The organism is Micromonospora craterilacus (assembly GCF_003236315.1).
Lineage (GTDB): Bacteria > Actinomycetota > Actinomycetes > Mycobacteriales > Micromonosporaceae > Micromonospora > Micromonospora craterilacus.
In genome coordinates this window covers 1-19,127 of record NZ_POTY01000133.1, presented here as the reverse complement: position 1 = coordinate 19,127, position 19,127 = coordinate 1, and the positions used below count along the sequence as shown (strand labels likewise).

Annotated in this window: 16 protein-coding genes; all 16 read left to right on the top strand. The window is 70.4% G+C overall.

The window, feature by feature from the left end; all coding sequences use genetic code 11:
- Positions 1–175 precede the first annotated feature (175 nt).
- Positions 176–1,450, top strand: coding sequence for a geranylgeranyl reductase family protein (locus C1I95_RS20295; protein ID WP_111215453.1), 1,275 nt, complete (start codon positions 176–178; stop codon positions 1,448–1,450).
- A gap of 109 nt (positions 1,451–1,559) precedes the next feature.
- Positions 1,560–1,925 carry an NADH-quinone oxidoreductase subunit A gene (locus C1I95_RS20290; RefSeq protein ID WP_111215450.1) on the top strand — a complete coding sequence of 122 codons (366 nt, stop codon included), beginning with the start codon at positions 1,560–1,562 and terminating at the stop codon, positions 1,923–1,925.
- Positions 1,926–1,938: 13 nt separating this feature from the next.
- On the top strand, positions 1,939–2,616 hold the full coding sequence (locus C1I95_RS20285; RefSeq protein ID WP_092381058.1) for a NuoB/complex I 20 kDa subunit family protein: 678 nt from the start codon (positions 1,939–1,941) through the stop codon (positions 2,614–2,616).
- Positions 2,613–3,344: an NADH-quinone oxidoreductase subunit C gene (locus tag C1I95_RS20280; protein WP_111215448.1), complete on the top strand. Its 732-nt coding sequence runs from the start codon at positions 2,613–2,615 to the stop codon at positions 3,342–3,344. Before C1I95_RS20285 ends, C1I95_RS20280 begins: the two co-directional genes overlap by 4 nt.
- 55 nt (positions 3,345–3,399) lie before the next feature.
- Positions 3,400–4,725, top strand: coding sequence for an NADH-quinone oxidoreductase subunit D (locus tag C1I95_RS20275; protein ID WP_111215446.1), 1,326 nt, complete (start codon positions 3,400–3,402; stop codon positions 4,723–4,725).
- The gene (gene nuoE / locus C1I95_RS20270; protein ID WP_111215443.1) at positions 4,722–5,765 is read left to right on the top strand and encodes an NADH-quinone oxidoreductase subunit NuoE; all 1,044 of its coding nucleotides are present in this window, start codon (positions 4,722–4,724) and stop codon (positions 5,763–5,765) included. The genes C1I95_RS20275 and nuoE overlap by 4 nt, the downstream gene beginning before the upstream one ends.
- Entirely contained in the window at positions 5,762–7,078 is a 1,317-nt protein-coding gene (gene nuoF / locus C1I95_RS20265; RefSeq protein WP_111215441.1) for an NADH-quinone oxidoreductase subunit NuoF, read from the top strand. Before nuoE ends, nuoF begins: the two co-directional genes overlap by 4 nt.
- Positions 7,078–9,573 carry an NADH-quinone oxidoreductase subunit G gene (locus C1I95_RS20260; protein WP_111215439.1) on the top strand — a complete coding sequence of 832 codons (2,496 nt, stop codon included), beginning with the start codon at positions 7,078–7,080 and terminating at the stop codon, positions 9,571–9,573. Before nuoF ends, C1I95_RS20260 begins: the two co-directional genes overlap by 1 nt.
- Complete coding sequence (nuoH, locus tag C1I95_RS20255) at positions 9,570–10,922, top strand: NADH-quinone oxidoreductase subunit NuoH (protein WP_111215436.1); 1,353 nt, start codon at positions 9,570–9,572, stop codon at positions 10,920–10,922. The genes C1I95_RS20260 and nuoH overlap by 4 nt, the downstream gene beginning before the upstream one ends.
- A 1-nt stretch (position 10,923) precedes the next feature.
- Complete coding sequence (gene nuoI, locus C1I95_RS20250; protein ID WP_111215433.1) at positions 10,924–11,565, top strand: NADH-quinone oxidoreductase subunit NuoI; 642 nt, start codon at positions 10,924–10,926, stop codon at positions 11,563–11,565.
- Positions 11,562–12,332 carry an NADH-quinone oxidoreductase subunit J gene (locus tag C1I95_RS20245; protein ID WP_111215431.1) on the top strand — a complete coding sequence of 257 codons (771 nt, stop codon included), beginning with the start codon at positions 11,562–11,564 and terminating at the stop codon, positions 12,330–12,332. Before nuoI ends, C1I95_RS20245 begins: the two co-directional genes overlap by 4 nt.
- Positions 12,333–12,384: 52 nt before the next feature.
- Positions 12,385–12,702 (top strand): NADH-quinone oxidoreductase subunit NuoK, encoded by a 318-nt coding sequence (nuoK, locus tag C1I95_RS20240; protein WP_111215429.1) that lies wholly within the window; start codon positions 12,385–12,387, stop codon positions 12,700–12,702.
- Positions 12,703–12,714: 12 nt separating this feature from the next.
- A complete protein-coding gene (gene nuoL, locus C1I95_RS20235; protein ID WP_111215427.1) occupies positions 12,715–14,673 on the top strand; it encodes an NADH-quinone oxidoreductase subunit L in 1,959 nt (652 codons plus the stop codon).
- A gap of 79 nt (positions 14,674–14,752) precedes the next feature.
- Positions 14,753–16,285: an NADH-quinone oxidoreductase subunit M gene (locus C1I95_RS20230; RefSeq protein ID WP_111215425.1), complete on the top strand. Its 1,533-nt coding sequence runs from the start codon at positions 14,753–14,755 to the stop codon at positions 16,283–16,285.
- A gap of 31 nt (positions 16,286–16,316) precedes the next feature.
- The gene (gene nuoN, locus C1I95_RS20225) at positions 16,317–17,867 is read left to right on the top strand and encodes an NADH-quinone oxidoreductase subunit NuoN (protein ID WP_111215422.1); all 1,551 of its coding nucleotides are present in this window, start codon (positions 16,317–16,319) and stop codon (positions 17,865–17,867) included.
- 103 nt (positions 17,868–17,970) lie between these two features.
- Positions 17,971–19,044 (top strand): polyprenyl synthetase family protein, encoded by a 1,074-nt coding sequence (locus C1I95_RS20220; protein ID WP_199523825.1) that lies wholly within the window; start codon positions 17,971–17,973, stop codon positions 19,042–19,044.
- The last annotated feature ends 83 nt before the right edge of the window (positions 19,045–19,127 follow it).

Sequence of the window (19,127 nt, the reverse complement as noted above, 5' to 3'; positions counted from 1 at the left end):
CCCCCGCCGCCTCGATCTCCCGCCGCGTCGTCCCGCCGTCGGCGGCCCGCAACGCCGTGACCGGCCCGTCTCCAGCAGGTTAGGTCGCCCTAACAAGGCGAGCGTATGGTGCCGGTCATAGACTCGTCCCGGCTGGCTTGTGAAGCATTTCACGAGCATGCGGGAGGAGGCGCGGATGACCGCGGTGGAGAACGACGCCGACGTGATCGTCGTGGGCGCCGGTCCCGGTGGGTCGGCGACCGCATACCACCTGGCTCGGCACGGCGTACGCGTGCTGCTGCTGGAGAAGACCGAGTTCCCCCGGGAGAAGGTCTGCGGTGACGGGCTGACCCCGCGTGCGGTGCGGCAGCTGATCCGGATGGGCGTCGACACCTCTCCCGAGGCCGGCTGGCTGCACAACCGGGGGCTGCGGGTGATCGGCGGTGGCCTCCGGCTGGAGCTGGACTGGCCCGATCTCGCCAGCTTCCCGAACTACGGTCTGGTGCGCACCCGGCTCGACTTCGACGACCTGCTCGTCCAGCAGGCGGTCTCCGCCGGTGCCAAGCTGCGCACCAGCGTCAACGTCATCGGCCCGGTGCTCGACCCGGACGGCCGGGTGATCGGGGTGCAGGCCGAGGACGGCCCGGACAAGGCCCCGGCCACCTTCCACGCGCCGCTGGTGGTCGCCGCGGACGGCGTCTCCGGCCGCTTCCCGCTCGCCCTCGGGCTGGCCAAGCGGGAGGACCGCCCGATCGGCGTGGCGGTGCGCCGCTACTACCGCTCCGAGGCCCGGCACGACGACGACTACCTGGAGTCCTGGCTGGAGCTGCGGGCCAAGGGCAGCGACGCGCTGCTGCCCGGGTACGGCTGGATCTTCGGCCTCGGTGACGGCCGGGTCAATGTCGGGCTCGGCATCCTCAACTCGTCCTCAGCCTTCGGGAAGACCAACTACCGGCGGCTGCTCACCGACTGGCTGGCCAACACGCCGCCGGAGTGGGGGATGACCGACGAGGCGAACGCCGAGGGGCCGACCCTCGGCGCGGCGCTGCCGATGGGTTTCAACCGGGTGCCGCACTACACCCGCGGGGTCATGCTGGTCGGCGACTCCGGCGGCATGGTCAACCCGTTCAACGGCGAGGGCATCGCGTACGCGATGGAGTCCGGTGAGCTGGCCGCGGAGGTCGCGGCGCAGGCGCTGGCCCGGCCCGCCGGTGCCGAGCGGGAGCGGGCGCTGATGGCGTACCCGCAGGAGTTGAAGACCCGGTTCGGCGGCTACTACCGGCTGGGCGGGATCTTCGTGAAGCTGATCGGCCGGCCGGAGATCATGCGCGTGGCGACGAAGCACGGGATGCCCCACCCGACCCTGATGCGCTTCGTGCTCAAGCTGCTGGCCAACCTCACCGACCCGCGTGGCGGTGACGCGATGGACCGGGTGATCAATGCGATGACCCGGGTCGCGCCCGCGGTGTAAGGGCGCGGGGCAGTCAAGGTCCACCCCCGCTGACGGTCAGCGGGTGGGACGTGAATAGTGTGAATTTCGCCAACGAACGAGGGCAGGGAAGGACGAGCAGGAGAAGAAGATGTCGCTCTCGCCTTACGTACCCATCATCGGGCTGTTCGCCCTCGCCGCGGCCTTCGCGCTGTTCTCGATAGCCGCCGCCCGTTTTGCCGGGCCCCGGCGCTACAACAAGGCCAAGCTCGAAGCCTACGAGTGTGGGATCGAGCCTAGCCCGCAACCGATCGGCGGAAGCCGGTTCCCGGTCAAGTTCTATCTGACGGCGATGCTCTTCATCGTCTTCGACGTGGAAATGATCTTCCTTTACCCGTGGGCGGTCTCGTTCAACGCCCTGCCGGTCTTCGGATTCATGGCCATGTTGATTTTCATCGGTGCGGTCTTCGTCGCGTACGCCTACGAGTGGCGGCGCGGCGGCCTGGACTGGGACTGAGGGAGGAACGGCAATGGGTATCGAGGAGAAACTTCCCGCCGGCGTCCTGCTCACCTCGGTGGAGAAGCTGGTCAACTGGTCGCGCAAGTCGTCGGTCTGGGGCGCCACGTTCGGCCTGGCCTGCTGCGCGATCGAGATGATGGCCGCCGGTGGCCCGCACTACGACATGGGCCGGTGGGGCATGGAGGTCTTCCGGGCCTCGCCCCGGCAGGCCGACCTGATGATCGTCGCCGGTCGGGTGAGTCAGAAGATGGCTCCGGTGCTGCGCCAGATCTACGACCAGATGGCCGAGCCCCGCTGGGTGCTCTCCATGGGCGTCTGTGCCAGCAGCGGTGGCATGTTCAACAACTACGCCATCGTGCAGGGCGTCGACCACGTGGTGCCGGTCGACATGTACCTGCCGGGCTGCCCGCCCCGGCCGGAGATGCTCATCGACGCGATCCTCAAGCTGCGCGAGAAGATCGGGCACGAGCCGCTCGGCCCGAACGGCCGCAAGATGCTGGCCGCCCGTGAGGCGCGCGGCGACGTGCCGGTGGTCCCGTACGGCTCGATGCCGTCGTCGTACCGCAACGACAAGGCCCGGCGGGCCGAGTGGACGAAGGCCGTCCGCGAGGGCCGCGAGGAGCAGCTGCGGATCGAGAACTGGATGAATGCCCAGAACCACCTCCAGCCGTACCGGGGGATCAAGTGACTGACGAGAAGCCGACCGCCGGCGGCGTACCGGTTCCGGTCACGCCGGCCGGGGCGACCAGCGGCGCGCCCGCCGAGTTTCCGCCGGCCAGTCCGGCCGGCCGGGGCATGTTCGGCAACCAGGGCACCGGTGACGTCTCCGGCTTCGGCGGCCTGGTCCGCCAGCACCGGACGATCGAGGACTCGCCCCGGCCGTACGGGGGCTACTTCGACGAGGTGCGCGACGCGCTGGAGGAGGCGTACCCCGCCTTCGGCGAGGCCATCGAGCACGTGGTGGTCGACCGTGGCGAGCTGACCCTGCACATCCGCCCGGAGCGGATCGCCGAGGTCTGCCAGGTGATGCGGGACGACCCGGCACTGCGCTTCGAGCTGTGCTCCTCGGTCTCCGGGGTGGACTACCTGGGGGCCGACGAGCGCCGGCTGCACGTGGTCTACCAGCTGACCTCGATGACCTACCGGCGGCGGGTCCGGCTGGAGGCCGCTGTCTCCGTCGAGCAGCCGCACCTGCCCAGCGTCACCTCGGTCTACCCGACGGCCGACTGGCAGGAGCGGGAGGCGTACGACATGTTCGGCGTCGTCTTCGACGGCCACCCGGCGCTGACCCGGATCCTCATGCCGGACGACTGGGAGGGCCACCCGCAGCGCAAGGACTACCCCCTCGGCGGTGTGCCCGTGGAGTACAAGGGCGCCGAGATCCCGCCGCCCGACAAGCGGAGGTCGTACCAGTGAGCGCGAGGAGTGCAGCGCAGCGGAGCCTCGCAGTCGCGAACGAAAGGCCGGCACCGTGACTTCGTCGAACTACGCCACCGAGCGCGAGACCGCAGAGGGCCGGGTCTTCACCGTCACCGGCGGGGACTGGGACGACGTCGTCTCGGGTGTCGACCCGATCAACGAGGGTCGGATCGTCGTCAACATGGGCCCGCAGCACCCGTCCACGCACGGCGTGCTCCGGCTGGTCCTGGAGTTGGAGGGCGAGACGGTCCGGGAGGCCCGCTCGGTCATCGGCTACCTGCACACCGGCATCGAGAAGAACCTGGAGTACCGCAACTGGGTCCAGGGTTCGACCTTCGTGACCCGGATGGACTACCTCGCTCCGATCTTCAACGAGACGGCGTACGCCCTCGCGGTGGAGAAGCTGCTCGGCATCACCGACGACGTGACCGAGCGGGCCAACACCATCCGGGTGCTCATGATGGAGCTGAACCGGATCTCCTCCCACCTGGTCTGGATCGCCACCACCGGCATGGAGTTGGGCGCGATCTCGATCATGCTCTACGGCTTCCGGGAGCGCGAGTACATCCTGGAGATCTTCGAGCTGATCACCGGCCTGCGGATGAACCACGCGTACGTCCGGCCGGGCGGGGTCGCCCAGGACGTGCCGGACGAGGCGATCGTCAAGATCCGCGAGTTCCTCAAGCTGATGCCCAAGCGGCTCAAGGAGTACGAGGACCTGCTCTCCGGCCAGCCGATCTGGCTGGAGCGGACGCAGAACGTCGCCGTGCTCGACGTGACGGCCTGCGTGGCGCTGGGCGTCACCGGGCCGGTGCTGCGCTCGGCGGGGCTGGCCTGGGACCTGCGCAAGACGATGCCGTACTGCGGCTACGAGACGTACGAGTTCGACGTGCCGACGCACGCCGACGGCGACGTCTGGGCCCGCTACCTGGTCCGGATGGCCGAGATCCGCGAGTCGCTCAAGTTGGTCGAGCAGGCGCTGGACCGGCTCAAGCCGGGTCCGGTGATGGTGGCCGACAAGAAGATCGCCTGGCCGGCGCAGTTGGCCATCGGCGTCGACGGCATGGGCAACTCGCTGGAGCACGTCGCCAAGATCATGGGGCAGTCGATGGAGTCCCTGATCCACCACTTCAAGCTGGTGACGGAGGGCTTCCGGGTGCCGCCGGGCCAGGTGTACGTCGGCATCGAGTCGCCCCGCGGTGAGCTGGGCGTGCACGCCGTCTCCGACGGTGGCACCCGGCCGTACCGGGTGCACTACCGGGAGCCGAGTTTCGTCAATCTTCAGGCCCTGCCGGCGATGGCCGAGGGTGGCCTGATCGCCGACGTGATCGCCGGCGGCGCCTCGCTGGACCCCGTCATGGGAGGTTGTGACCGGTGACCACGACTGTCTTCACGGACGAGACGCGGGCCCGGGCGCGGGAGATCGTCGCCCGCTACCCGGCCGACCGGTCCCGCTCGGCACTGCTTCCCCTGCTGCACCTCGTGCAGTCCGAGGAGGGCTACGTCTCCCCGGCCGGCGTGGCGTTCTGCGCCGAGGTGCTCGGCCTGAACAAGGCCCAGGTCGGCGCGGTCGCCAGCTTCTACACGATGTACAAGCGCCGGCCCACCGGTGACTGGCTGGTCAGCGTCTGCACCAACACGATGTGCAACGTGCTCGGCGGCCAGGAGGTCTACGACACCCTCGCCGAGCACCTGGGCGTCGGGCACGACGAGACCACCGCCGACGGGAAGGTCACGCTGGAGCACGCCGAGTGCCTGGCGGCCTGCGACTACGGCCCGGTGATGACCGTCAACTACGACTTCTTCGACGGTGTCGACCCGCAGACCGCGGTGGGCGTGGTGGACGAGCTGCGGGCCGGTGGCCGGCCTACGTCGAGCCGGGGCGCCCGCCTCTGCACGCTGAAGGAGATGGCGATCCAGCTCGCCGGCTTCGCCGACGAGCGCGAGGGCGCGGTCGCCGACGGCGTGCCGGGCGAGCCGAGCCTGCGCGGCCTGCGGCTGGCCCAGGAGCACGGCATCTCGGTGCCGGGCTTCGACCCGAACACCCCGATCCGCAGCGGCGACAAGCCCGCCCCGGCCACCCCGGCGAAGGCGGCGCCGACCGGCAGCACCGCACCCGACGTGCCGGCCCCGGACCGCAAGTCGCCGCAGCTGCGTACCGCCGAGACCCGGCAGCCGGACGCGAAGACCGCCGTGCCGGACGCGCCCGGCACCAAGGTCCCGGTCGACGGCCCGGCGCCCGGGCCGCGCGACGCCCAGACGGCGGAGGCCGCCGGGGTGGCGGCCAACAAGCCGGCCGCTGACGCCAAGCCTGCCGGCGACGACGCCGAGGCGCAGGAGCGCAACCTCAGGGAAGCGGAGTCCACCGGCCGCTCCGGTGACCAGGGCTCGGCGAACGACAAGGGGGCTCAGAAGTGACCACGCCTCGGCCGGAGACCCTGGCCAAGCTGACGCCGGTGCTCACCAAGCGCTGGCTGTCGCCCGACGCCTGGCGGATCGGCACGTACGAGAAGCTGGACGGCTACGCGGCACTGCGCAAGGCGCTCAAGGCGCACCCGGACGACCTGATCCAGCTGGTCAAGGACTCCGGGCTGCGCGGCCGCGGCGGCGCCGGCTTCCCCACCGGTCTCAAGTGGGGTTTCATCCCGCAGGGCGACGGCAAGCCGCACTACCTGGTGGTGAACGCCGACGAGGGCGAGCCGGGCACCTGCAAGGACCTGCCGCTGATGACGCACGACCCGCACTCGCTGGTCGAGGGCGTGATCATCGCGTCGTACGCGATCCGGGCCAACCGGGCCTACATCTACATCCGCGGTGAGGCGGTGCACGCCGCACGCCGGCTGCGCAACGCGGTGAACGAGGCGTACGCCAAGGGCTACCTCGGGCGGAACATCCTCGGCTCGGGCTTCGACCTGGAGCTGGTGGTGCACTCGGGCGCCGGGGCGTACATCTGCGGCGAGGAGACGGCGCTGCTCGACTCGCTGGAGGGCTTCCGGGGGCAGCCCCGGCTGCGCCCGCCGTTCCCGGCGACGCACGGCCTGTACGCCAGCCCCACGGTGGTCAACAACGTCGGCACCATCGCCAGCGTGCCGTACATCGTGCTAGGTGGCGCCGCCTGGTGGAAGAGCATGGGCACGGAGAAGTCCTCCGGGCCGATGATCTACTCGCTGTCCGGCCGGATCGCCAACCCGGGCCAGTACGAGTGCTCCCTCGGCGTCACCCTGCGCGAGCTGCTGGAGCTGGCCGGTGGGATGCAGCCCGGGCACAACCTGAAGTTCTGGACCCCGGGCGGGTCGTCGACCCCGCTGCTCACCGCCGAGCACCTCGACGTGCCGATGGACTTCGAGGGGGTGGCCGGCGCCGGCTCGATCCTCGGCACCACGGCCACCCAGATCTTCTCCGACCAGGACTGCCCGGTCTACGCGACCTACCGGTGGCTGGAGTTCTACCACCACGAGTCGTGCGGCAAGTGCACCCCGTGCCGGGAGGGCAACTACTGGATGGTCCGGGTCTACCGGCGCATCCTCTCCGGGCAGGGCACCCACGACGACCTGGACACCCTGCTCGACACCTGCGACAACATCCTCGGCCGCTCGTTCTGCGGCCTGGGTGACGGCGCCACCAGCTCGGTGACCTCGTCACTGAAGTACTTCAAGCAGGACTACCTCGACTACATCGAGGGACGGACCGCGCCGAAGTTGTCCGACAAGCAGTTGGTGGGAGCCCACTAATGACGGACGTAGCCAAGTCGACCGAGACGGTCACGCTCACCATCGACGGTGTCGAGGTCACCGCCCCGAAGGGGGCGCTGCTGATCCGCGTCGCCGAGCAGCTCGGCACCGAGATTCCCCGGTTCTGCGACCACCCGCTGCTGGCCCCGGCCGGCGCCTGCCGGCAGTGCCTGGTGGAGGTGGAGGGGCAGCGCAAGCCCGTCGCCTCCTGCACCCAGACGGTGGCCGACGGCATGGTGGTCCGTACCCAGCTCACCTCCCCGGTCGCCAAGAAGGCGCAGGAGGGGGTCATGGAGCTGCTGCTGCTGAACCACCCCCTCGACTGCCCGATGTGCGACAAGGGCGGCGAGTGCCCGCTGCAGAACCAGGCCATGTCGACCGGCCGCAGCGACTCCCGGTTCCACGAGCACAAGCGGGAGTACCCGAAGCCGCTGCCGATCAGCACCCAGGTGCTGCTCGACCGCGAGCGGTGCGTGCTCTGCCAGCGCTGCACCCGGTTCTCCGAGGAGATCGCGGGTGACAAGTTCATCGACCTGATGAACCGCTCCTCGGCCGAGGAGATCAACATCTACCGGGACGAGGAGTACGGGGCCGAGGGCGAGGAGGGCGATGTTCCCTTCAACTCGTACTTCTCCGGCAACACCGTGCAGATCTGCCCGGTCGGCGCGCTGACCGGCGCCCAGTACCGGTTCCGGGCCCGCCCGTTCGACCTGGTCTCCAGCCCGAGCGTGTGCGAGCACTGCTCGGCCGGGTGCGCCCAGCGCACCGACTGGCGCCGGGGCAAGGTGCTGCGCCGGCTGGCCGGCGACGACCCGCAGGTCAACGAGGAGTGGAACTGCGACAAGGGCCGGTGGGGCTTCCAGTACGCCCGCGCCGCCGACCGGCTCACCACCCCGCTGGTCCGCGACCAGCGCACCGGGGAACTGCGTGAGGCGTCCTGGAGCGAGGCGCTCAGCGTCGCCGCCGAGGGGCTGCGTGCCGCTCGGGACGGCGGCCAGGGTTCGGCGGTGCTCACCGGCGGCCGGCTGACCGTCGAGGACTCCTACGCGTACGCCAAGTTCGCTCGGGTCGCGCTGAACACGAACGACATCGACTTCCGGGCCCGCCCGGTCTCCCGCGAGGAGGCCGACTTCCTGGCCAGCACGGTCGCCGGCAACACCGACGTCACCTACACCGACGTCGAGAACGCACCGGCCGTGGTGCTGGTCGGCCTGGAGCCGGAGGAGGAGTGCCCGATCCTCTTCCTGCGGCTGCGCAAGGCGTACCTGAAGAAGAAGCTGAAGGTGTACGCGATCGCGCCGTTCGCCACCCGCGGCCTGGAGAAGCTCGGGGCCAAGCTGGCCCGGGTGGTGCCGGGCGAGGAGGCCGGCGTGCTCGCCGAGCACGCGACGGTCGCCGAGGCGCTCAGCACCGAGGGCGCGATCCTGATCGTCGGTGAGCGGCTGGCCACCGTGCCCGGTGGCCTCTCCGCCGCCGCCGAGGTGGCCGCGCGTACCGGGGCGAAGCTGGCCTGGGTGCCGCGGCGCGCCGGTGACCGCGGCGCGGTCGACACCGGCTGCCTGCCCAACCTGCTGCCCGGCGGGCGCCTGGTCACCGAGCCGGCCGCCCGCGCCGAGCTGGGCGAGGCGTGGGACATCCCGGCCGGGGTGATCCCGAGCCAGGCCGGGCGGGACACCGACGGCATTCTCGCCGCCGCCGCCGCGGGTCAGCTCGACGCGCTGGTGGTGGCCGGGGTGGACCCGGCCGACCTGGCCGACCCGCGGCTGGCCGAGCAGGCCCTGGACGCGGTGCCGTTCCTGGTCAGCCTGGAGCTGCGGGCCAGCGCCGTGACCCGCCGGGCGGACGTCGTGCTGCCGGTCGCGCCGGTGGTCGAGAAGGCCGGCAGCTTCCTGGACTGGGAGGGCCGGCTGCGGCCCTTCGACGCGGTGCTGGACACCGCCGCGATGACCGACGGCCGGGTGCTCGACGCCCTGGCGGCCGAGCTTGGTGTCCGGTTGGGCACCGGGGACGTGCTCACCGTCCGGCGCGAGCTGGGCGGCCTGCCGGCGACCCGGATGGATCGCCCGACCGTCCCCACGGTCGCGCCGGGCACCGTCCGCCAGCTCGGGTCCGGTGAGGCGGTGCTGGCGACCTGGCACCAGCTGGTCGACCTGGGCAGCCTCACCGACGGTGACGAGCACCTGGGCGGCACGGCCCGCCCGCCGGTGGTCCGGCTGGGCAAGGGCACCGCGGAGGCGCTCGGTGTCGCCGACGGCGACCCGGTGACGGTGGGTACCGACCGGGGGGCGCTGACCCTGCCGGCGGCGATCACCGAGATGCCGGACGGCGTGGTCTGGCTGCCCACCAACTCGCCCGGCGCGACCGTGCGGCGCAGCCTGGGCGCGACGTCCGGCGCGGTGGTGCGGGTCTCCGCACCCGGCACGTCCGAGCCGGTTGCCGCCGACGCGGCCGGCCGTCCGGGCCCGCTTCTCAACTCCTCCGGGGGTAACCAGTGAGTCAAACGCTCCTTGCCCAGGCGCCGTCGCTGACCGACTTCGGCCACGACCCGTGGTGGCTGATCCTCGGCAAGATCGTCTTCGCCTTCCTCGTCGCCCTGCTCGGCACGCTGCTCGGCGTCTGGTTCGAGCGGCGGGTCGTCGGCTTCATGCAGGTGCGGCCGGGCCCCAACCAGCTCGGCCCGTTCGGCCTGCTGCAGACGCTCGCCGACGGCCTGAAGATGGCCTTCAAGGAGGACATCCTCCCGAAGTCGGCGGACAAGGTCATCTACTTCTTCGCCCCGGCCATCTCGGTCATCTGTGCGGTCACCGCGCTGTCGGTGATCCCGTTCGGCCCGATGGTGAGCGTCTTCGGTCACCAGACGCCGCTACAGGTCACCGACGTGCCGGTGGCGGTGCTGGTGGTGCTCGCCCTCTCGTCGATGGCGGTGTACGGCATCGTGCTCGCCGGCTGGGCCTCCGGCTCGACCTACCCGCTCCTCGGCGGTCTGCGTTCCAGCGCCCAGCTGATCTCCTACGAGGTGGCGCTGGGGCTGTCCATCGTGGCCGTGTTCATGCTCTCCGGCACGATGTCCACCAGCGAGATCGTGGCCGCCCAGGGCAACGGCACCACGTTGACCCTGTTCGGCCTCGACATCTGGACGCCGGGCTGGTACGCGGTACTGCTCTTCCCCAGCTTCGTGGTCTTCTTCATCTCCATCGTCGGCGAGACCAACCGGCCGCCGTTCGACCTGCCCGAGGCGGAGTCGGAGCTGGTGGCCGGCTTCATGACCGAGTACAGCTCGCTGAAGTTCGCGCTGATCATGCTCAGCGAGTACGTCGCGATGGTGACCATGTCGGCCTTCACCGTGACGCTCTTCCTGGGCGGCTGGTACGCGCCGTGGCCGATCAGCGCCTGGTCGGGGGCCAACTCCGGCTGGTGGCCGCTGCTCTGGTTCTTCGGCAAGGTCATCCTGCTGGTCTTCGTCTTCGTCTGGCTGCGGGGCACGCTGCCCCGGCTCCGCTACGACCAGCTCATGCGCCTCGGCTGGAAGGTGCTGATCCCGGTCAGCCTGGTCTGGATCGTGGTTCTCGCCGGCCTGCGCACCATCGGCGACTGGGACACCACGAGCCGCTTGTACGCGATCGGCATCCCGGCCGGCATCGTGCTGCTCGTCGCGGTGTTCTGGCCATCCCGTAAGCCGCAGCCGCAGCCGACCCTCGCCGAGCAGGTCGAAAACCGGCCGCAGGGCAGCTTCCCGCTGCCCCCGATGGATCTGCAGGTACCACCGAGCCCGCGCACCCGGCGCATGGTCGCCGAGCGGGAGCCGGCCAACGTTCCCGCCGGCCAGGACTCTGAGGAGGTGTGACGTGGGCGCGATTACCGGAACGTTCAAGGGCTTCGGGGTCACCTTCTCGCACATGTTCAGGAAGGTCGTCACGACCGACTACCCGTTCACCCCGCCGACCCCGGCGCCGCGCTACCACGGGCGGCACATCCTCAACCGGCACCCGGACGGGCTGGAGAAGTGCATCGGCTGTGAGCTGTGCGCCTGGGCCTGCCCGGCGGACGCGATCTTCGTCGAGGGCGGCGACAACACCGACGAGCAGCGCTTCTCGCCGGGCGAGCGTTACGCCAGCGTGTACCAGATCAACTACGCCCGGTGCATCTTCTGCGGCCTCTGCATCGAGGCCTGCCCGACCCGGTCGTTGACGATGAGCAACGAGTACGAGCTGGCCCGGGACAACCGGCAGGATCTGATCTTCACCAAGGAGCAGCTGCTCGCGCCGCTGCTGCCCGGGATGGAGCAGCCGCCGCACCCGATGCGCCTGGGCGACAGCGAGAAGGACTACTACGTCGGCAGCCTGACCAATCCGGGCACCTCGGCCGGGGCCGAGCGCTCGCCGATGGGTCCGGGCCGCTACCAGGTGGACGAGCACCCGGGCGTCACCTTCCCCGGTGCCGAGCAGGCCGCCCAGCGGGCCGCTGCGGAAAAGGGAGAGACGGCATGACCACGTCGACGGTGCTCGCCGCCGCGGGTGCGGTCTCGACCGGCGAGGCGGTGACCTTCTGGATCCTCGCCCCGCTGGCACTGGCCGGTGCGATCGGCATGGTCGCGGCCCGCAACGCGGTGCACTCGGCGCTCTGGCTGGTGCTGACCATGCTCAGCCTGGGCGTGTTCTACGTGCTCCAGGCCGGACCGTTCATCGGCATGGTGCAGATCATCGTCTACACCGGCGCGATCATGATGCTCTTCCTGTTCGTGCTGATGCTGGTCGGTCGGGACGCCTCCGACTCGCTGATCGAGGTGCTGCGCGGTCAGCGGATCGCCGCGATGGGGCTGGGCGTCGGACTAGCCGGTCTGCTCGGCAGCGGGGTCTACCGGGCCACGCAGGGCAGCATCCCGGTCGGTCTGGAGCAGGCCAACGCGGGCGGCAACGTGCAGGGCATCGCCAAGCTGCTCTTCACCGACTTCGTCTTCGCGTTCGAGCTGACCGCGGCGCTGCTGATCACCGCCACCATCGGCGGCATGATCCTCGCGCACGTCGAGCGGCGCAAGGAGGACAAGCGCGATCAGGTGGCCACCATGAAGGCCCGCTTCGCGCCCGGCAACTACCCCGGCCCGAAGCCCGGCCCGGGTGTCTTCGCCACCTCCTCGTCGGTCGCCACCCCGGCCCGCCTGCCGGACGGCCGGCTGAGCGACCGGAGCACGCCGGACATCCTTCCGGTGCGGGAGCTGACCGCCGAGGAGACCACCCTGAAGGGCACGGAAAAGTGAGCGCGAGTAGTGAGCTTGCGAGCCCCGCAGTCGCGAACGGAAGGCCGGCCCGGTGAGTGACTTCTTCTCGGTCGAGCCGAACTACTACCTGGTCCTCTCCGTGGTGCTGTTCACCATCGGCGCGGCCGGGGTGCTGGTCCGGCGGAACGCGATCGTGCTGTTCATGTGCGTCGAGCTGATGCTCAACGCGGCCAACCTGGCGCTGGTCACCTTCAGCCGGATGAACGGTGACCTCAACGGCCAGATCATGGCGTTCTTCGTGATGGTGGTGGCGGCGGCCGAGGTCGTGGTCGGGCTGGCCATCATCATGGCGATCTTCCGCACCCGGCGCTCCGCCAGCGTCGACGACGCCAACCTGTTGAAGTACTAGAGGGGCCCACCGGTGGACGAAATCTTGACGTACGCCCAGGCTGCTCCGGCCGAGACCATCTCGTTCGGGACGGCCGACGGGCTGTTGAGCAGCGTCTGGCTGCTGGTGGCGATCCCGCTGGTCAGCGCGGCGGTGCTGCTGCTGCTCGGCAAGCGGGCCGACCGTTGGGGACACTGGCTCGGGGTGGCCGCGGTCGGGACCGCGTTCGTGCTCGGCCTGACCTACTTCTTCGGCCTGCGCAGCCTGGACAACAAGTCGGTCGAGCTGAGCCTCTGGGACTTCATCGCGGTCGGCGGCCTGCACGTCGACTTCGGCCTGCTGTTCGACCCGCTGGCCGGCGTGTTCGTCCTGCTGATCACCGGCGTGGGTTTCCTGATCCACCTGTACGCGGTCGAGTACATGGCGCACGACCCGGGCCGGCGGCGGTTCTTCGCCTACTTCAACCTGTTCGTCGCGGCCATGCTGCTGCTGGTCCTCGGCAACAACTACGTGATGCTGTACTTCGGCTGGGAGGGCGTCGGTCTGGCGTCGTACCTGCTGATCAGCTTCTGGTACACCAAGCCGGCCGCCGCCACCGCCGGCAAGAAGGCGTTCCTGATGAACCGGGTCGGCGACGCCGGCCTGGCCATCGGCATCTTCATCATGTTCGCCACCCTGGGCACCACCCAGTACGACGAGGTGTTCAACAACGTCGGCGCGCTGGCCGGCGGCGCGGTGCTGGTGCTCGGCCTGCTCCTGCTGCTCGGCGCGGCCGGCAAGTCCGGCCAGTTCCCGCTCCAGGCGTGGTTGCCGGACGCGATGGAAGGCCCGACCCCGGTGTCGGCGCTCATCCACGCCGCGACGATGGTCACCGCCGGCGTCTACCTGATCGCCCGGTCCAACCCGATCTTCTCGGCGAACCACACCCTGCAACTGGTCGTGGTCAGCGTCGGCGCGCTGACCCTGCTGCTCGGCGCGATCATCGGCTGCGCCAAGGACGACATCAAGCGGGTGCTGGCCTGGTCCACGGTGAGCCAGATCGGCTACATGTTCCTCGGCGTGGGCCTGGGCGGCGCGGCGTACGCGCTGGCCATCGTGCACCTGCTGGCGCACGGCTTCTTCAAGGCGAACATGTTCCTCGGCGCCGGCTCGGTCATGCACGGCATGAAGGACCAGGTGGACATCCGCCGCTTCGGTGGCCTGTCGAAGTACATGAAGATCACCTGGCTAACCTTCGGGGCCGGCTGGCTGGCCATCATCGGCCTGCCCCCGTTCTCCGGCTTCTGGTCCAAGGAGCCGATCGTCCTCGCGGCCTTCGCTCACGAGGGGTGGAGCGGCTGGCTGTTCGGCGGCGCCGCGCTGCTCGGCGCCGGGCTGACCGCGTTCTACATGACCCGGCTCTTCGTGCTCACCTTCCACGGGCCGAAGCGGTGGACCGAGGAGATCGAACACCCGCACGAGTCCCCGCCGCTGATGACGATCCCGCTGATCCTGCTCGGTATCGGCTCGCTCGGCGCCGGCTGGCTGCTGGCCACCTCGGTGCCGGACTGGCTGACCGCCACCGCCGGGCTCGGCGTGCTGGAGGAGAGCCACGAGGGGGCGCTGTCGCACTATGCGGTCACCGCGCTCGCCCTGACGGTCACCGCGCTCGGCGTGGTGCTGGCCTGGTTCCTGTTCCGCAACGGCACGGCGACGACGCAGCAGCCGGCCGGGGTGCTGGTCACCGCCGCCCGCAAGAACCTCTACACCGACACGGTCAACGAGGCGGTCTTCGAGAAGCCGGGCATCTTCCTCACCCGGGCGCTGGTCTACCTGGACAACCGGGGCATCGACGGGCTGGTCAACGGCCTGGCCGCGGGGGTCGGTGGCGGCTCGGGTCGGCTCCGGCGGCTGCAGACCGGCTTCGTCCGGTCGTACGCCACCTCGATCCTGACCGGCGCGCTGCTGGTGGTGGCCGCGTTCCTGGCGGTACAGGCGGGGTGGTTCGCGTGATCGCCCTCAAGAGGCTGCCGGCCTCTCACGCGGCCGTCACCGGCGGACCGCGCATCGACGACGGAGGTAAGGCCGCATAATGTCCGACTTCCCGTTCCTCTCGGTGCTCACCGTGGCGCCGCTGGTCGGCGCCGTGGTGGTCGCCCTCCTGCCGCGCAGCCGGCCGACGCTGGCCAAGCAGGTGGCGCTCGGCTGGTCGCTGCTGGTGCTGGCGCTGTCGGTGGTCATGTGGGTGACCTTCCAGGTCGGCGGCGACCGGTTCCAGTTCCGCGAGTCGTACCCGTGGATCCCGAACTGGGGCGTCAACTTCACCTTCGCCGCCGACGGCATCGCGCTGGTCATGTTGATGCTGATCGCGGTGCTGGTGCCGCTGGTGATCCTGGCCTCCTGGCACGACGCGGAGTCCTCCAAGCGCTCCGTGCCGGTCTACTTCGCGCTGCTGCTCGTCCTCGAGTGCACGATGATCGGCGTCTTCGCCGCCGCCGACGTCTTCCTGTTCTACGTGTTCTTCGAGGTCATGCTGGTGCCGATGTACTTCCTCATCGGCAGCTACGGCGGCCACCAGCGGCAGTACGCGGCGGTCAAGTTCTTCCTCTACTCGCTGGTCGGCGGCCTGTTCATGCTGGCCGCGGTGATCGGCCTGTGGGTGGTCGGCGGGAAGACCTTCGACTGGGTGGCGCTGTCCCAGGTGGACATCTCCACCGGTGCCGAGCGCTGGCTGTTCCTCGGATTCTTCATCGCCTTCGCGATCAAGGCACCGTTCTTCCCGTTCCACACCTGGCTGCCGGACGCCGGTGGCGCGGCACCCGCCGGCGCCGCCGCGCTGCTCGTCGGCGTGCTGGACAAGGTCGGCACCTTCGGCATCCTGCGCTACTGCCTGCCGCTGTTCCCGGACGCGGCCCAGTGGTTCGCGCCGTGGGCGCTGGCGCTGGCGGTGATCGGCATCATCTACGCCGCGCTGCTGGCGGTCGGGCAGAACGATCTGAAGCGGCTGGTGTCGTACACGTCGATCGCCCACTTCGGCTTCATCGGCGTGGGTATCTTCGCCTTCACCACCCAGGCGGGCACCGGTGCCGTGCTCTACATGGTCAACCACGGGCTCGCCACCGGCCTGCTCTTCCTGGTGGTGGGCATGCTGATCGCCCGCCGGGGCTCGGCGCTGGTCAGCGACTTCGGTGGTGCCGGCAAGCTCGTCCCAGTGCTGGCCGGGGTGCTCTTCTTCGCCGGTCTCGCCTCGCTGGCGCTGCCCGGTACCGCGCCGTTCGTCTCCGAGTTCCTGGTGCTGATCGGCACGTTCACGGTGAACAAGCCGGTCGCGGTGATCGCCACGCTGGGCATCATCCTGGCTGCGGCGTACGTGCTCTGGATGGTGCAGCGCACCACGCAGGGCACCCTGAACCCGGCGCTGACCGAGATCGACGGGATGAAGCGTGACCTCAACCTGCGGGAGAAGGTCGTGGTCGCTCCGCTGATCGCGCTGATCGTGCTGCTCGGCTTCTACCCGAAGCCGGTGACGGACGTGATCAACCCCGCCATCCAGGCGACCATGCAGGACGTCGGCCGGACCGACCCGGCCCCGTCGGTAGACACCGTCCAGGAGGCGACCCGGTGAACCTCGCTGTCGCGAACGAAAGGCTCGTCCGGTGAACGAGTTCGTACTGCCGCCGATCGACTACGCGGCACTCGCACCGATCCTGATCATGATGGGTGCGGCGGTGATCGGGGTGCTGGTCGAGGCGTTCGTGCCCCGGCGGCTGCGGCACCCCGTCCAGCTGCCGCTGGCGCTGCTGGCACTGCTCGCCGCGCTGACCATGGTGGTGCTCAACGCCGACAAGCGGGTGATCACCATCGGGGTGATCGCGATCGACGGCCCGACGCTGTTCCTCCAGGGCGCGATCCTGGTGCTGGCGGCGATGGCGCTGCTGCTGGTCGGTGAGCGGGCGATCGAGCGCGGTGGCGCGTTCGTCGCCCAGGCCGCCATCACGGCCGACTCGCCCGACGACCGGCGGCAGGCCGAGCGGGCCGGTGGAGCCGGCGAGGTCTACCCGCTGGTCACCTTCGCGGTCGGCGGCATGCTGATCTTCGTGTCGGCGAACGACCTGCTGACCATGTTCATCGCGCTTGAGGTCTTCTCGCTGCCGCTCTACCTGCTCTGCGCGCTGGCCCGTCGCCGGCGGCTGCTGAGCCAGGAGGCGGCGATGAAGTACTTCCTGCTCGGCGCGTACGCCTCGGCCTTCTTCCTGTTCGGGCTGGCCATGATCTACGGCTTCACCGCGGGTCTGGGCGACCGGGCGGCCGGGGTCGACTTCGCCACGATCCACGCGGCCGTGACCACCTCCACCGCGAGCCCGGTGCTGCTCTTCGCCGGTATGGCCCTGGTCGCCATCGGACTGCTGTTCAAGGCGGCTGCCGCGCCGTTCCACGTCTGGACGCCGGACGTCTACCAGGGCGCGCCGACTCCGGTGACCGGCTTCATGGCGGCCTGCACCAAGGTCGCCGCGTTCGGTGCCCTGCTGCGGGTGTTCCACGTCGCCTTCGAGGGGGCGCGGTGGGACTTCACCCCGGTGCTCGGCGCGGTGGCGGTGCTCACCATGCTGGTCGGCGCGGTGTTCGCGGTCACCCAGACCGACATCAAGCGGCTGCTCGCGTACTCGTCCATCGCCAACGCCGGGTACCTGCTGGTCGGGGTGCTGGCACCGGGGCGGGACGGGCTCTCCGGCACCATGTTCTACCTGGTCGCGTACGGCTTCACGGTGCTGGCCGCGTTCGCGGTGGTGACCCTGGTACGGGACGCCGACGGGGAGGCCACCCACCTGTCCCGGTGGGCCGGGCTGGGCCGGCGGTCGCCGCTCTACGCCTCGGTGTTCACCTTCATCCTGCTCGCCTTCGCCGGTATTCCGCTGACCAGCGGCTTCACCAGCAAGTTCGCGGTCTTCGGCCCGGCCCTGGCCGGTGGCCAGACGTGGCTGGTGATCGCCGGCGTGCTGACCAGCATGGTGCTGGCCTTCCCGTACCTGCGGGTCGTGGTGATGATGTGGCTCTCCGAGCCGGGCGACTCGACCCCGACGGTCACCGTGCCCGGCGGGTTGACCTCGGCGGCGCTGGTTATCGGGGTGCTCGCCACCCTGGTGCTCGGCGTCGCGCCGGCGCCGCTGCTCGACCTGGCCACCGGAGCCGCGGACTTCGTCCGGTAGCGACGCCACCTGTCGTACCGAGGGCCGGCCCACGCCTGTGGGCCGGCCCTCGCCGCGTATCCCCGGTCCGGTGCAGGTAGAGCCCGTGTGGCATGGTGGAGACGTGGTGATTAGCGGTGGCGAGCGTTCAGGTGTCACCGGCCCCGGTGCCGTCCGGAGCCGGCACAGCGCAGGTCAGTTCGGCGCGCTCGGCCTTCATCTCGCCGACCCCCGCACCGAGGATTCCGTGCTGGGTCTGCTGGAGGCCATCGAGGCAGAGCTGCGGGGCAGCGTCGCCAGCGCCGACCCGTTCGTGACCGAGGCCGCGCGGCACCTGGTGGAGGCCGGCGGCAAGCGGTTCCGGCCGTTGCTGGTGGCCCTCGCCGCCCAGTTCGGCGACCCGGGCCGGGCACAGGTCGTGTCGGCCGCCGTGGTGGTGGAGCTGACCCACCTGGCCACGCTCTACCACGACGACGTGATGGACGAGGCCCCGGTGCGCCGGGGCGCGCCCAGCGCCAACTCCCGCTGGACCAACTCGGTGGCCATCCTGGTCGGTGACTACCTCTTCGCCCGGGCCGCGGACGTCGCCGCCGAGCTGGGCCCCGAGGCGGTACGCCTACAGGCACGCACCTTCGCCCGGCTGGTGCACGGCCAGATCGCCGAGACCGTCGGTCCCCGGGCCGGCGACGACCCGGTGACGCACTACCTGCGGGTGATCGCGGAGAAGACCGGCTCGCTGATCGCCACCAGTGCGCACTTCGGTGGCCTGTTCGGCGGGGCCACGCCGGAGCACGTGGCGGCGCTGGCCGGTTACGGCGAGACCATCGGGGTGGCGTTCCAGCTCTCCGACGACCTGCTGGACATCGCCAGCGAGTCGGCGGAGTCGGGCAAGACGCCCGGCACCGACCTGCGGGAGGGCGTACCAACCCTGCCGGTGCTCTACGCCCTGGCCTCCGACGACGCCGACGCGGCCTCGGTGCGGCTGCGCGAGATCCTGGCCACCGGCCCGCTGACCGACGACGCCCTGCACGCCGAAGCCCTGGGCCTGCTCCGCGAGAGCCCCGCGCTCAAGCGCGCCCGGGAGACGGTCCGCAGCTACGCCGAGGACGCCCGCACCCGGCTGGCGCCCCTGCCCGACGTCCCCGCCCGTCGCGCCCTCGAATCGCTCTGCGACCACATCGCCGACCGCACCAGCTGAACCACCTCCACCCGCACGCGCTCCATGATCACGGGATTCGCGTCCAGATCGAGTCGAGTCCCGACGCAGGTCCCCTGATCAAT